Below are 13322 nucleotides of genomic sequence, written 5' to 3' on the forward strand. Positions count from 1 at the left end.
GTGCATAGGCCACATCGACGGACCGGCCCGGGCTGACCGACCCGCTCGCCGTATGTCCCGATCAGGGCAGCAGGGAGTCCGCGATGCCGAGGCTACTGAAGATCTCGGCGCCAAGCTCGACGCCCAGCTGCTGGGCGTCGAGCGAGGCCTGGGGAATTTGGTCCAGCGCTTGCACGGCCTGTGCCAACACCTCAGCGGTGTCGGTGGATACGGTGGCCGGAGTCGCCGCTGCGGCGACGGTGTCGGCGGTCGCGTTGGGCGGAATTATCCCCAACCCGAGCAAGGCTGTGTTCCACAAAGCCGACAGACCGTCGACGCCTGAACTGTCGATGCTGAAGTAGTCGGTCAAGCCGTCCGTGGTCTGGGTGGCCGAGGCGATTTCGGTCGGCGTCAAACCCAGGTATTCCAGGTGATCGGTGAACATGCCGAGCAGGTTGGCGCCGTTGTCCCAGTTTGACCAGCCATCTCCGGTCAGGGAGTAGACGTCGGTGGGGTACAGGTCGTCGGGAGTGGTGGCGCCCAGCACCGGAGAAGTCACTCCCGCCAGGGCGAAAAGCTCGGTCGCCGGTTGCTGCCACGACTCAGGCAGCGAGCTGACGACCGTGTTCAAAAACCCGCCCTCGGCAGACGCGCTGTCGCCCACCATGACGAAATTCAGATCAGCTTGGGGTATGTGGTCGGCCGCCAGCTGCTGCTCGGCCAGGGATATCTCGACCGCGCCCGCCGAGTAACCGAAGACGTAGAGCGGGTCTGCTGCGCTCAAATCGCCGGCGCTGTAGTCGCCTTCGATCGTTTGCACCAGCGCTTGCACGCCGGGCCCAATGTTCTGCACCTCGTTGCCCACATCTGGTGTGAGGAAAACCGTCGCGGTCCCGTCGAACCCGTTCGGCGCCAGATACAGCGCATTGGCGACGTCGGCATACTCCGCGTTTTCCGCCGGAATCAGAACCAGGGCGTCGTTGCTATCGGCGCCATCGCCGCTCGTTAACGCCACATCGCAGCGATAGACCCTAGTGGTCGGCAGTGGATAGCGTGATCCGCTTATCGGATACAGGGATCCGCTGATCAGCAACGGTAGGGTCAAGACCGTGCCGGCGACCACCTTGTTCATCGGCCGTCCTCCGATACCTGGGCACGGTGCTGTCGGACGCGGCTAGCCGTCAAGCAAGGAAGGTGCGCTGGCGTAGCAAGGCTAACCCTTCGGCAGGGCGCCGTCAAAGTTTCGGCCTCACCGCGCGAAGGCAAGCGCATCGGGGTCAGCTACTTCTTGGTCGGCGTGATCGCTGTGCTCGCCTATCATGTCGCGACGCCGCGGCGATGGGGTTAGCTCGCCGTCTTGATCACCGTCTTCCTCGGCCCGCTGATCTTCGACCGGAAGTTCACTGCGATCGGCCACTTCTCGGCGATCGTCATCGGCCTACTGCTCTATCCGGTGGCACGACGCCGGGACGGACCACCAGTGCGCCCGGCTCAGCTACTCGTTGTACCTAAGTCCAGGTAGCGCTCACGTATCCGAGCCCGGAGAACATCGCGGCTTCCTCGTCGTTGTCTGTCTGCACCGAAAGACCGTGCGCGGCACACAGGTCAGCCACGCTGGTGGCCGAAACATCCCAGCCGTGGCTGCCGAGATAGTCGACCACGTCGTTGCGGTCGCCGCCGTACCACAAATCGGCCAGTTCCACGTCGAACCCGTGATCGCGCCATCGTTCGGTGGCTTGGCGCATCCGGTCTGCCATCATCGGCAGCGCCTGGCTGGCGTCCGCCACGCTCTCGGTGGCGAGCTGACTACCCGCGGCGCTCAGCATGGCGATGTTGTCCAGCAGCGCGTCCTGAGCGTCCGGCGGCAAAAACGGCATCAAGCCCTCTGCGCTCCACGCGGTGGGTTGGGCGGGGTCAAAACCGGCCCTGCGTAGTGCGGTCGGCCAGTCGTCGCGCAGATCGATGGCCACCGAGCGAAGGTCGGCGGTGGGGGCGGGCATCCAATCCCGATGCCAGGATCACCGCCTGGCGGATTCCGCCGTCGGTCGCCCGGACAAAGAAGTCGTCGAAGTAGCGGGTGCGCACGGCCATCATGTCGCGCATACGTTGCACGCCCCACTCGCCGTCGTCGTCGACCTCGGCCGGATTCAATTCGCCAGTGGCCAAGCGGGTGAAGAAGTCGACGCCCACCGCGCGGACCAGCGGCTCGGCGAAGGGATCGGTGATCAGTGGGTTAGCCGCCCGGCTCGCCAACGCGCGGCCAACCGCGACGCCGGTAGCGGTGGCGCCCACGCTGGTAGCCAAGTCCCAGGTGTCATTATCGGTACGGTCGGTCCGTGCCATGTTCGCCTCTCCTGTGTCGTGCCGGCTTGATACTTAGCTCATTTAATCGACTGTACCCGCGTTCGGACACGTAATCTGGGTCAGATGCGGCACTACTACTCGGCTGAGGCGATCCGCGAAGCCGAAGCGCCGCTGCTGGCCAGCCTGCCCGACGGCGCGCTGATGAGGCGGGCGGCCTACGGGCTGGCCAACGCGATCGTCGGCGAGCTGATCGCGCGCACCGGCGGGGTTGCCGGACGCCGGGTGTGCGCGGTCGTCGGCTCGGGCGACAACGGCGGCGACGCCCTGTGGGCCGCAACCTTCCTGCGCCGCCGCGGCGCGGCCGCCGACGCGATCCTGCTCAAACCGGAACGCACCCACCGCAAGGGACTGGCGGCGTTGCGCAAGGCCGGTGGCCGGATTGTCGAAAACATCTCTGCGGCAACTGATCTGGTTATCGACGGCGTCGTCGGCATCTCCGGCTCGGGGTCACTGCGACCGGACGCGGCCGACGTCTTCAAAAACGTTGATAACAAAGCGATTCCGGTTGTCGCCGTTGACATCCCCAGCGGCGTCGACGTGGCGACCGGTGCGATCACCGGCCCGGCGGTGCACGCCGCGCTGACCGTGACCTTCGGCGGCCTCAAGCCAGTACACGCGCTGGCCGACTGCGGCCGTGTCCGCCTCGTCGACATCGGCCTGGATCTGCCCGAGACCGACATCGTCGGGTTCGACGCCGCCGACGTGGCCGCGCGCTGGCCGGTGCCCGGACCGCAGGACGACAAGTACACGCAGGGGGTGACCGGGGTGATGGCCGGCTCGTCGACGTATCCGGGCGCCGCGGTGCTGTGCACCGGCGCTGCCGTGGCGGCGACCTCCGGCATGGTCCGCTACGCGGGCAGCGCGCACAGCGAGGTGCTGGCCCGTTGGCCCGAGGTGATCGCGTCGCCCACCCCGGCGGCGGCCGGGAGGGTGCAGGCCTGGGTCGTCGGGCCGGGTCTGGGCACCGACGAGACCGGGGCCGCCGCGCTGTGGTTCGCGCTGGGCACCGACCTGCCGGTGCTGGTCGACGCCGACGGGCTGACCATCCTGGCGGCGCATCCCGACATGATCGGTTCGCGCCGCGCGCCGACCGTGCTGACGCCGCACGCCGGCGAGTTCGCCCGACTGGCCGGCGCTGCGCCCGGCGACGACCGCGTCGGCGCCACCCGCAAGCTCGCCGACGCGCTCGGGGTCACCGTGCTGCTGAAGGGCAACGTGACCGTCATCGCCGAACCCGGGGGGCGTGTCCACCTCAACCCGGCCGGGCAGTCCTGGGCGGCCACCGCGGGGTCCGGAGACGTGCTGTCCGGTATGATCGGCGCTCTGCTGGCCGCGGGGCTGCCGACGGGCGAAGCCGCGGCCGCCGCGGCCTTCGTGCACGCCCGCGCCGCGGCGCTGTCGGCCGCCGACCCGGGGCCGGGTGACGCGCCGACATCGGCGTCACGGATCATCCCGCACATCCGCGCCGCCCTGGCAAGCCTGTAAACCCGCCACCAGAAAGGATCTGCCATGTCGAAACATCTGTCCGTGCCCGCGCACTCGATCGCCCCCGCCTACACGGGCCGGCTGTTCACCGCCCCGATCCCGGCGCTGCGGCTGCCCGAGGAGTCGATGGATCCCGACGCGGCCTACCGCTTCATCCATGACGAGTTGATGCTCGACGGCAGCTCACGGCTCAACCTGGCGACCTTCGTGACCACCTGGATGGACCCGCAGGCCGGCCAACTGATGGCCGAGGCGTTCGACAAGAACATGATCGACAAGGACGAATACCCCGCCACCGCGGCCATCGAGCAGCGCTGCGTGTCGATGGTGGCTGACCTGTTCCACGCCGAGGGGCTGCGTGACGACGACCCGGCCAGCGCCACCGGGGTGTCGACGATCGGATCCAGCGAGGCGGTCATGCTGGGTGGTCTGGCGCTGAAGTGGCGCTGGCGCCAACGGGTCGGGGCCGGTGGGAAGGGCCGTACCCCGAACCTGGTGATGGGTTCGAACGTGCAGGTGGTGTGGGAGAAGTTCTGCCGCTACTTCGACGTCGAACCCCGCTACCTCCCGATGGAAACGGGGCGTTACGTCATCACCCCCGAGCAGGTGCTGGACGCCGTCGACGAGGACACCATCGGTGTGGTCGCGATCCTGGGCACCACCTACACCGGTGAACTCGAGCCGGTTGACCAGATCTGCGCGGCGCTGGACCGGCTGGCGGCCGGTGGTGGAGTAGACGTCCCGGTGCATGTCGACGCCGCCAGCGGCGGTTTTGTGGCGCCGTTCCTGCATCCGCGGCTGAAGTGGGATTTCCGGCTACCGCGGGTGGTGTCGATCAATGTCAGCGGACACAAATACGGGCTGACCTATCCCGGGGTCGGGTTCGTGGTGTGGCGCAGCGCCGAGCACCTGCCCGAAGAGCTGGTGTTCCGGGTCAACTACCTCGGCGGCGACATGCCGACCTTCACGCTGAACTTCTCGCGGCCGGGCAATCAAATCGTCGGCCAGTACTACAACTTTCTGCGGCTCGGCCGCCAGGGGTACACCCAGGTCATGCAGACGCTGTCGCAGACGGCGCGCTGGCTGGGTGACCGGTTGGCCGAAAGCGAACACTTCGAGGTGGTCTCGGACGGTTCGGCGATCCCGGTGGTGTGTTGCCGGCTCCGCGAGGACCGCGGCTACACCGAATTCGACGTCTCCCACGAACTGCGGACCTGCGGCTGGCAGGTGCCGGCCTACACAATGCCGGACAACGCCGCCGACATATCGGTGCTGCGCATCGTGGTGCGGGAAGGTTTCTCCGCCGACCTGGCCCGGGCGCTGCACGACGACACCCACGCCGCGCTGGCCAGCCTGGACAAGCTGAAGCCCAGCGGCCACTACAAAGCCGGGCATTTCGCGCACTAATTTCTTGGCGTCGAACGTCGACTTGTCGGGCCGATCAGGTCAAAAGCCCAGCAACAAGTCGACGCTCGACGGGGCTCGGAGCACGTCTGGGAGAATAGCGGCCGTGGCCGTTACCCCGATATCCCTGGCGCCGGGCGTCCTCGCCGAGGCCGTGGTGGACTTGGCCGCCATTGCGCACAACGTGCGGGTGCTGCGCGAGCACGCCGGCGGTGCGCAAGTGATGGCTGTAGTCAAGGCCGACGGCTATGGGCACGGCGCCACTCAGGTTGCCCGCACCGCGTTGGCAGCCGGTGCCGCCGAACTGGGTGTCGCGACCGTCGACGAGGCGCTGGCGCTGCGCGCCGACGGCATCACCGCGCCGGTGCTGGCCTGGCTGCATCCGCCCGGCCTCGACTTCGCGTCCGCGCTGCTGGCCGACGTCGAGATCGCGGTGTCGTCGGTGCGCCAGCTCGACGAGGTATTGGACGCGGTCCGCCGCACCGGCCGTACGGCCACCGTCACCGTCAAGGTGGATACCGGGCTGAACCGCAACGGCGTCGCGCCGGGTCACTACCCGGCGATGCTGACCGCGCTGCGGCAAGCCGTCGCCGAGGATGCCCTGCGGCTACGGGGGCTGATGTCGCATATGGTGTACGCCGACGAACCCGACAACCCGATCAATAACGTTCAGGCGGGGCGGTTTACCGAGATGATGGCACAAGCACGCGACCACGGCGTGCACTTCGAGGTGGCCCATCTGTCGAACTCGTCGTCAACGATGTCGCGACCCGACCTGGCCTTCGACATGGTGCGGCCAGGGATCGCGGTGTACGGCCTGAGCCCGGCGCCGACGCTTGGCGCCATGGGACTGATACCGGCGATGACGGTGAAATGCGCTGTCGCATCAGTTAAGTCGGTTCGAGCGGGCGAGGGCGTGTCGTATGGGCACACCTGGGTCGCCGAGCGTGACATCACCGTCGCGCTGATGCCGATCGGCTATGCGGACGGTGTTTTCCGGTCGCTGGGCGGGCGGCTAAACGTGCTGATCAACGGCAGGCGTCGCCCCGGCGTCGGGCGGATCTGCATGGACCAGTTCATGGTCGACCTCGGCCCGGGGCATGTCGATGTCGCCGAAGGCGACGAGGCAATCCTGTTCGGACCGGGCACGCAGGGTGAGCCGACCGCGCAGGAGTGGGCAGATCTGCTGGGCACCATCCATTACGAAGTGGTGACCAGTCCGCGCGGACGTATCACCAGAACCTACCGCGAGGCCGGAAATCGTTGAGCGGTCCGAACAACGACGGCTTCCACGTGGACAGGGCCGGTCTGGCGCGGTGGCTGGCAGGTGCCGCGGGCCTGGGCGCGTTAGGCGCCATTGCCGGCATTACGGTGGCCCGTTCGATGACGCGGCGGGCGGACATCGAAGACCCTTATGTCAACGAGAATTTCGAGACTCTCGACGGCGACCGCAGCTACGTCGTGACAACGCCCGACGGCGTGCCGCTGGCGGTGCGCGAGGTCGGGCCCGCTGACGCGCCACTGACCGTGGTGTTCGCGCATGGGTTCTGCCTTAGCATGGGCGCCTTCCACTTTCAACGCCTGCGGCTGTGCGACGAATGGGGACCGCACGTCCGGATGATTTTCTACGACCAGCGCGGCCACGGCCAATCCGGCGAGGCTCCGCCGGAAACTTACACGATCACCCAGCTGGGCATGGACTTAGAGACGGTGCTACAAGTGATCGCGCCGCGCGGCCCAATCGTGGTCGCCGGCCATTCGATGGGCGCGATGACGGTGCTGTCGCACGCTCGCCAGTTCGCTCGCCACTACGGCAACCGCATCGTCGGAGTCGCACTGATTTCGTCTGCGGCGCAAGGAGTTGCGAAGTCACCGCTGGGTGAGATCCTGAATAATCCCGCGCTGGAGGCTGCTCGGTTCGCAGCGCGGTCGGCGCCCAAGTTGGTTCATCGCGGCCGCAACGCGACCCGTTCTCTACTCGGACCGATCCTGCAGGCCGCGTCCTATGCCGACGTGAACGTCAGCCCGAGCATCGTGGCGTTCTCGGAGCGGATGATGCTCGAGACCCCGATTCCGACCTTGATCGAGTTTCTGCGTGCGTTGGAAGTCTACGACGAAACGGACGCGCTGCCGACGCTGGCGAAGATCCCGACGCTGGTCGCCTGCGGCGACCACGACTTGGTCACCCCCGCCGAATACTCGAGGAAAATGGCCGACGCGCTGCCGCAGTCCGAGCTGGTAATCGTCTCCAGGTCGGGGCATTTGGTGTTGCTGTCCAACCCGGATCCGATCAACGACGGGCTGGTTCGGCTGGTCAAGCGGGCTACCCCGGGCAGAGTTGCAGCGCTGAGGCGGCGGTGGCGCGATCGGGCCCAGCGCCGTGCATGAGGGTCGGTGCGGCACGGCCACGCTGCCACGTGTTGAAGACACCGTCGCGCTCGGGTCGTGCCTGGGCGACCAGCTGCGCGCCGGGGACGTCGTGGTGCTTTCCGGCCCGATCGGGGCGGGAAAGACGGTGTTGGCCAAGGGGATCGCCGCTGCCATGGATGTCGACGGACCCGTCACGTCACCGACGTTCGTACTTGCGCGGGTGCATCCGGCACGACGGAGCGGCGCCCCGGCAATGATCCACGTCGACGTCTACCGCTTGCTGGAGCGCACCGGGGCCGATCTGCTCGATGAGCTCGAATCTCTGGATCTGGACACCGAACTCGACGACGCGGTGGTCGTGGTCGAGTGGGGCGAGGGCCTTGCCGAACGGCTGTCGGATCGGCACCTCGACGTCCGTCTAGAGCGCGTCAGCAACTCCGATGTGCGGACAGCGACGTGGCAGTGGAGTTGCCGCTCGTGAGCCGCGTCGTGTTGACCATCGACACCGCGACTCCCGCGGTGACGGCGGGCGTCGTGGCCGATGGCGACATCGTCGCCGAGCGGCTCAGCGTCGACGCCCGCGCCCACGCCGAACGGCTAACCCCGAATGTGTTGGGCGCCTTGGCCGATGCCGGCCTGCGGATGGCCGACCTCGATGCCGTGGTGGTGGGCTGCGGGCCGGGTCCGTTCACCGGACTGCGCGTTGGTATGGCGACCGCTGCGGCGTACGGGCACGCGCTTGACGTGCCGGTGTACGGCGTCTGCAGCCTCGATGCCATCGGCGGGCTGACCACCGGCGAGACGCTGGTCGTCACCGATGCCCGCCGGCGTGAGGTCTACTGGGCTCGCTATCAAGACGGCGCCCGGATCGATGGACCGGCGGTCGACGCCCCGGCCGACGTCGACCCGGGTCTGGCGCGCGCGGTCGCCGGCTCACCCGAGCACGCGGCGCTGTTCGGGCTGCCGGTGTGTGAACCGTGGTACCCGACACCGGCCGGGCTGGTAGCCGCGGTGACGGAATGGTCCGCCGACCCGGCGCCGCTGGTGCCGCTGTATCTACGTCGGCCGGACGCCAAGACGCTGGCCGAACGCGCCAACCACTCGAGCCGGGCCGCGATGACGATCACGATCGGCGCGCTGACGGCGGCCGACGCCGGCCGCTGCGCGCAGTTGGAAGCCGTGCTGTTTCCCGGTGACGACCCATGGCCGGCGGGCGCATTCGTCCGCGAACTGGCCGCCGCGCACAATCACTGCGTGGCCGCTCGTATCAACGTTGACGGCGCTGTCACGCTGGTCGGCTACGCCGGCATCTCGCGATTGGGCCGCACGCCGCCATTCGAATACGAAGTGCACACCATTGGCGTCGACCCGGCTTACCAGGGCCGCGGCGTCGGCCGCCGGCTGCTTGACGAACTGCTGAAATTTGCCGCGGGCGCCGTCGTTCACCTGGAGGTCCGCACCGACAATGCGCCGGCGATCGCGTTGTACCGCAGCGTGGGATTCGCCCAAGTGGGTCTGCGCCGGCGGTATTACCGGGTCAGCGGCGCCGACGCCTACACCATGCGGAGGTCGGCTTTATGACATCGGCGGCCATGATCGTCTTGGCCATCGAAACCTCCTGCGACGAAACCGGAGTCGGTATCGCCCGGCTCGGCGCCGACGGCACCGTGACGTTGTTGGCCGACGAGGTGGCGTCCAGCGTCGACGAGCACGTCCGGTTCGGCGGCGTGGTGCCGGAGGTCGCCTCGCGGGCACATTTGGAGGCGCTCGGGCCGGCGATGCGCCGGGCGCTGTGCGGCGCGGGCGTGCAAAAGCCTGACATCGTCGCGGCCACGATCGGGCCGGGGTTGGCGGGTGCGCTACTGGTGGGAGTGGCTGCGGCCAAAGCTTATTCGGCCGCCTGGGAGGTGCCGTTCTACGCGGTGAACCACCTCGGCGGGCATTTAGCGGCGGACGTCTACCAGCGGGGTCCGCTGCCCGAGAGCGTGGCGCTGCTGGTGTCCGGCGGGCACACGCATTTGTTGCATGTGCGTTCGCTCGGCGAGCCGATCGTCGAGCTGGGCAGCACCGTCGACGACGCGGCCGGGGAGGCCTACGACAAGGTGGCTCGCCTGCTGGGGCTGGGCTACCCGGGCGGCAAGGCGCTCGACGGCCTGGCCCGTACCGGGGACCGCGACGCGATCGTGTTCCCGCGCGGCATGACCGGCCCGCGCGACGACCCACATGCGTTCAGTTTTTCCGGTCTCAAGACCGCCGTCGCGCGCTATATGGAGAGCCATCCGGAGGCGCGGACCGCCGACGTCGCCGCCGCGTTTCAGGAGGCGGTCGCCGACGTGCTGACCACCAAGGCAGTGCGCGCCGCTACCGGGCTCGGCGTATCGACGTTGCTCATCGCCGGGGGAGTGGCGGCGAACTCGCGGCTACGCGAGCTGGCCGAAGAGCGTTGTGCCGCAGCCGGATTGACATTGCGGATCCCGCGGCCCCGGCTGTGTACCGACAACGGAGCGATGATCGCGGCGTTCGCCGCGCATCTCGTCGCCGCGGGAGCTCCGCCGTCGCCGCTGGACGTGGCCAGCGATCCGGGCCTGCCGGTGGTGAGGGGCCAGCTGCCGTGACAGCTTAAATTTGGGGCGCCCACGCAACGGTGCCGTAGCCGGTCTGCTGGGTGACGATCAGCAGGTTGTCGCTGGTTGACCAGGCCTGGGTGAAGGTGTCCAGCGGAATCCGCTCGTCGCGGCCATTGGGAGTGCCGCTGTCGTTGAGATGGACGATGTTGGTGCCGGTGTCGACCCCGGTGACGACGACGGCGTGGTCGGCTTGGGTGCGCTGGCCCTGACCGGGGGGGTAGTTCCAGATGGTTTCGGCGTTGAGGGCCGCGATGACTTTGTGTCCGCCGCTCAGGTCATCCTCGATTGTGCCCATGCTGTTGCCGGTGGTGAGGTCGGATTGGATGCCGTATTTGCGCAGCAGCATCACCATGTCCTCAGGTGAGGTGCCGTCGAAGAAGTAGACATCGCCGCCGTGGGACTCGCTCGGGGTGAAGATGCCGCGCAGCTCGATGCCCACCTGGGTGGGCTCGTGGCCGGTGAGCTGGCCGACCACGTCGGCGATGGCCATCAGCCCGCAGTCTTCCTGGTGCTGGTAGCGCCAGTAGGTGGCCGCAGCTTCGGGATCGCCGTACATTTGGCCGTCGGCGCGGGCGATGCCGGCCAATCCGATGGCTGCGGCGACAAGCAGCACGGCCACGCCAGCTGCGCTTCGGATGCTGGTGAACATGACCCCATTATGGGGTGGTCGGCCGTGGCGAATTTGTCACCGCTCTCGGCGAGGGCGTCTGCCTGCGGTTTTGGTTGGGGAAATGCGCTCGGCCGACCCGCCGGCCAGGAAGCGGCGGGGCGGCCTTGAGTGCTAGCACTCTCATGTATAGAGTGCTAGGTGGCAATCGCACGAACCCTTGTGCCGGCACCCGCGATGACGACGCCGGGGCGCGGACGAATGCCGAACACCTGGTAATAGAAGGGTCGGGGCAGTTGCTCGCAAAGGTCCCGGGCCTTACCAATATCCGGTCCGGGGCAACGGTCCCGGGCCCCCTACCAATCAAGTGGAGGCTCCAATCGTGGCGAAGGTGCAGATCAAGCCACTCGAGGACAAGATCCTCGTACAGGCCATCGAGGCCGAGACCACGACCGCATCCGGTCTGGTCATTCCCGACACCGCCAAGGAGAAGCCGCAGGAAGGCACCGTCGTCGCCGTCGGCCCCGGCCGGTGGGACGACGATGGCGCCAAGCGGATTCCGGTGGACGTGTCGGAAGGTGACACCGTCATCTACAGCAAGTACGGCGGCACCGAGATCAAGTACAACGGCGAGGAGTACCTGATCCTGTCGGCCCGCGACCTGCTGGCCGTCGTCAACAAGTAACGCAGCGCGTGTTCCGCCCCGGCGATCCCCACGTCGACTCGTGGGCGATCTCCGGGGCGGACCGCATCTGAGACGGGACAGGAAAGGCTTATGAGCAAGCTTATTGAGTTCGACGACACCGCCCGGCGTGCAATGGAAGCCGGTGTGGACAAACTGGCCGGCGCCGTACGGGTCACCCTCGGGCCGCGCGGTCGGCATGTGGTGCTGGCCAAGGCTTTTGGCGGGCCCACGGTTACCAACGACGGTGTCACCGTCGCCCGCGAGATCGACCTGGACGACCCGTTCGAGAACCTGGGCGCCCAGCTGGTCAAGTCGGTGGCCACCAAGACCAACGACGTCGCCGGCGACGGCACCACCACCGCCACCGTACTGGCGCAGGCGACCATCAAAGCCGGGCTGCGCATCGTCGCTGCCGGCGCCAACCCGATCGCCCTCGGCTCGGGTATCGGCAAAGCTGCCGACGCGGTGTCCGAGGCGCTGCTGGCATCGGCCACCCCGGTGTCCGGCCAAACCGGCATCGCGCAGGTGGCCACCGTGTCGTCACGCGACGAGCAGATCGGCGAACTGGTCGGCGAGGCGATGACCAAGATCGGCCACGACGGTGTGGTCAGCGTCGAGGAATCGTCCACGCTGAACACCGAACTGGAGTTCACCGAGGGCGTCGGCTTCGACAAGGGTTTCCTGTCGGCGTATTTCGTCACCGACTTCGACGCGCAACAGGCCGTGCTCGAGGACCCCCTGATCCTGTTGCACCGCGACAAGATCAGCTCGCTGCCCGACTTCCTGCCGCTGCTGGAGAAGGTGGCCGAGTCGGGTAAGCCGCTGTTGGTCATCGCAGAAGACGTCGAAGGCGAGCCGCTATCGACGCTGGTGGTCAACGCGATCCGGAAGACGCTGAAGGCCGTTGCGGTCAAGGCGCCGTTCTTCGGTGACCGCCGCAAGGCGTTCTTGGAGGACTTGGCGATCGTGACCGGCGGGCAGGTGGTCAACCCCGACGTGGGGCTGACGCTGCGTGAGGTCGGGCTGGACGTGCTCGGCTCGGCTCGGCGCGTCGTGGTGAGCAAGGACGACACCGTGATCGTCGAGGGCGGCGGCACTGCCGAGGCCATCGCCAACCGCGTCAAGCAACTGCGTTCCGAAATCGAGAGCACCGATTCCGACTGGGACCGCGACAAGCTGGAGGAGCGGCTCGCCAAGCTGTCCGGCGGGGTTGCCGTCATCAAGGTCGGTGCGGCCACCGAGACCGCGCTCAAGGACCGCAAAGAGAGCGTCGAGGACGCGGTTGCCGCGGCCAAGGCCGCCGTGGAGGAAGGCATTGTCGCCGGCGGTGGCACCGCGTTGCTGGCCGCCCGCAAAGCGCTGACCGACCTGCGGGCCTCGCTATCCGGCGACGAGGCGCTGGGTGTCGGTGTGTTCTCCGACGCGCTGAGCGCTCCGCTGTACTGGATCGCAGCCAACGCCGGGCTCGACGGCTCGGTGGTGGTCAACACGGTCGCTGGATTGCCTGCCGGGCACGGGTTCAACGCGGCGACGCTGAAGTACGGCGACCTGGCCGCCGACGGGGTGATCGACCCGGTCAAGGTCACCAGGTCCGCGGTGCTCAACGCGGCATCAGTGGCACGCATGATCTTGACTACCGAGACCGCGATTGTCGAGTATGTACCACCGAACAATGGGCACGACGACGGCCACGGCCACGGTCACGGGCACGGTCATCACCACTAGCGCGAGGCAAGTGGTACGAAACACCCCCGGTTCTCACGGACCGGGGGTGTTTCTCGGCGATGCGCCTGCCTAGCCC

The 13322-nt window shown here is 67.7% G+C and carries 11 protein-coding genes and 3 pseudogenes; 11 read left to right on the forward strand and 3 right to left on the reverse strand.

Annotation, left to right across the window (positions count from 1 at the left end; translation table 11 throughout):
* Positions 1–61: 61 nt before the first annotated feature.
* Positions 62–1111, reverse strand: a complete 1050-nt coding sequence (locus M5I08_RS08065) for a PE-PPE domain-containing protein (protein ID WP_219067473.1) — start codon at positions 1109–1111, stop codon at positions 62–64.
* A 126-nt stretch (positions 1112–1237) separates the two neighbouring features.
* Here M5I08_RS08065 and M5I08_RS27430 point away from each other — a divergent pair.
* Positions 1238–1501 (forward strand): annotated as a pseudogene (locus M5I08_RS27430) (rhomboid-like protein); the annotation flags it as partial.
* On the opposite strand, the pseudogene M5I08_RS08075 reads toward M5I08_RS27430, so the two are convergent.
* Positions 1488–2322 (reverse strand): annotated as a pseudogene (locus tag M5I08_RS08075) (SAM-dependent methyltransferase). The pseudogenes M5I08_RS27430 and M5I08_RS08075 overlap by 14 nt on opposite strands.
* Before the next feature lie 84 nt (positions 2323–2406).
* Between M5I08_RS08075 and M5I08_RS08080 the strand changes: the two are divergent.
* The 8 genes and pseudogenes from M5I08_RS08080 (at position 2407) to tsaD (ending at position 10217) form a co-directional block, all read left to right on the forward strand.
* Entirely contained in the window at positions 2407–3828 is a 1422-nt protein-coding gene (locus M5I08_RS08080; protein WP_219067475.1) for an NAD(P)H-hydrate dehydratase, read from the forward strand.
* A gap of 24 nt (positions 3829–3852) precedes the next feature.
* The gene (gene gad / locus M5I08_RS08085; RefSeq protein ID WP_219067476.1) at positions 3853–5235 is read left to right on the forward strand and encodes a glutamate decarboxylase; all 1383 of its coding nucleotides are present in this window, start codon (positions 3853–3855) and stop codon (positions 5233–5235) included.
* Positions 5236–5338: 103 nt separating this feature from the next.
* Complete coding sequence (gene alr / locus M5I08_RS08090; protein WP_219067477.1) at positions 5339–6499, forward strand: alanine racemase; 1161 nt, start codon at positions 5339–5341, stop codon at positions 6497–6499.
* Entirely contained in the window at positions 6496–7620 is a 1125-nt protein-coding gene (locus M5I08_RS08095; RefSeq protein WP_249763198.1) for an alpha/beta fold hydrolase, read from the forward strand. Before alr ends, M5I08_RS08095 begins: the two co-directional genes overlap by 4 nt.
* Positions 7613–8083, forward strand: coding sequence for a tRNA (adenosine(37)-N6)-threonylcarbamoyltransferase complex ATPase subunit type 1 TsaE (gene tsaE, locus M5I08_RS08100; RefSeq protein WP_219067478.1), 471 nt, complete (start codon positions 7613–7615; stop codon positions 8081–8083). The genes M5I08_RS08095 and tsaE overlap by 8 nt, the downstream gene beginning before the upstream one ends.
* Positions 8080–8688 (forward strand): annotated as a pseudogene (gene tsaB, locus M5I08_RS08105) (tRNA (adenosine(37)-N6)-threonylcarbamoyltransferase complex dimerization subunit type 1 TsaB); the annotation flags it as partial. The gene tsaE and the pseudogene tsaB, both read left to right, overlap by 4 nt.
* Before the next feature lie 30 nt (positions 8689–8718).
* Positions 8719–9183: a ribosomal protein S18-alanine N-acetyltransferase gene (rimI, locus tag M5I08_RS08110; RefSeq protein WP_249763324.1), complete on the forward strand. Its 465-nt coding sequence runs from the start codon at positions 8719–8721 to the stop codon at positions 9181–9183.
* Positions 9184–9194: 11 nt separating this feature from the next.
* The gene (gene tsaD / locus M5I08_RS08115; RefSeq protein ID WP_219067507.1) at positions 9195–10217 is read left to right on the forward strand and encodes a tRNA (adenosine(37)-N6)-threonylcarbamoyltransferase complex transferase subunit TsaD; all 1023 of its coding nucleotides are present in this window, start codon (positions 9195–9197) and stop codon (positions 10215–10217) included.
* A gap of 4 nt (positions 10218–10221) precedes the next feature.
* Here tsaD and M5I08_RS08120 read toward each other — a convergent pair whose 3' ends face one another.
* Complete coding sequence (locus M5I08_RS08120; protein WP_219067480.1) at positions 10222–10878, reverse strand: C39 family peptidase; 657 nt, start codon at positions 10876–10878, stop codon at positions 10222–10224.
* Between the two features lie 340 nt (positions 10879–11218).
* Between M5I08_RS08120 and groES the strand changes: the two genes are divergently transcribed.
* Positions 11219–11521 (forward strand): co-chaperone GroES, encoded by a 303-nt coding sequence (groES, locus tag M5I08_RS08125; RefSeq protein ID WP_219067481.1) that lies wholly within the window; start codon positions 11219–11221, stop codon positions 11519–11521.
* A gap of 90 nt (positions 11522–11611) precedes the next feature.
* Positions 11612–13246, forward strand: a complete 1635-nt coding sequence (gene groL, locus M5I08_RS08130; RefSeq protein WP_219067482.1) for a chaperonin GroEL — start codon at positions 11612–11614, stop codon at positions 13244–13246.
* Positions 13247–13322 lie beyond the last annotated feature (76 nt).

It is taken from the genome of Candidatus Mycobacterium methanotrophicum, from assembly GCF_023515995.1.
Lineage (GTDB): Bacteria > Actinomycetota > Actinomycetes > Mycobacteriales > Mycobacteriaceae > Mycobacterium > Mycobacterium methanotrophicum.

Excerpts from the sequence above, each read along its gene's own strand:
- rimI (WP_249763324.1), top strand. The coding sequence starts at position 8,719 with ATGACGATCACGATCGGCGCGCTGACGGCGGCCGACGCCGGCCGCTGC.
- M5I08_RS08065 (WP_219067473.1), bottom strand. The coding sequence starts at position 1,111 with ATGAACAAGGTGGTCGCCGGCACGGTCTTGACCCTACCGTTGCTGATC.
- M5I08_RS08080 (WP_219067475.1), top strand. The coding sequence starts at position 2,407 with ATGCGGCACTACTACTCGGCTGAGGCGATCCGCGAAGCCGAAGCGCCG.
- groL (WP_219067482.1), top strand. The coding sequence starts at position 11,612 with ATGAGCAAGCTTATTGAGTTCGACGACACCGCCCGGCGTGCAATGGAA.
- gad (WP_219067476.1), top strand. The coding sequence starts at position 3,853 with ATGTCGAAACATCTGTCCGTGCCCGCGCACTCGATCGCCCCCGCCTAC.
- M5I08_RS08120 (WP_219067480.1), bottom strand. The coding sequence starts at position 10,878 with ATGTTCACCAGCATCCGAAGCGCAGCTGGCGTGGCCGTGCTGCTTGTC.
- tsaD (WP_219067507.1), top strand. The coding sequence starts at position 9,195 with ATGATCGTCTTGGCCATCGAAACCTCCTGCGACGAAACCGGAGTCGGT.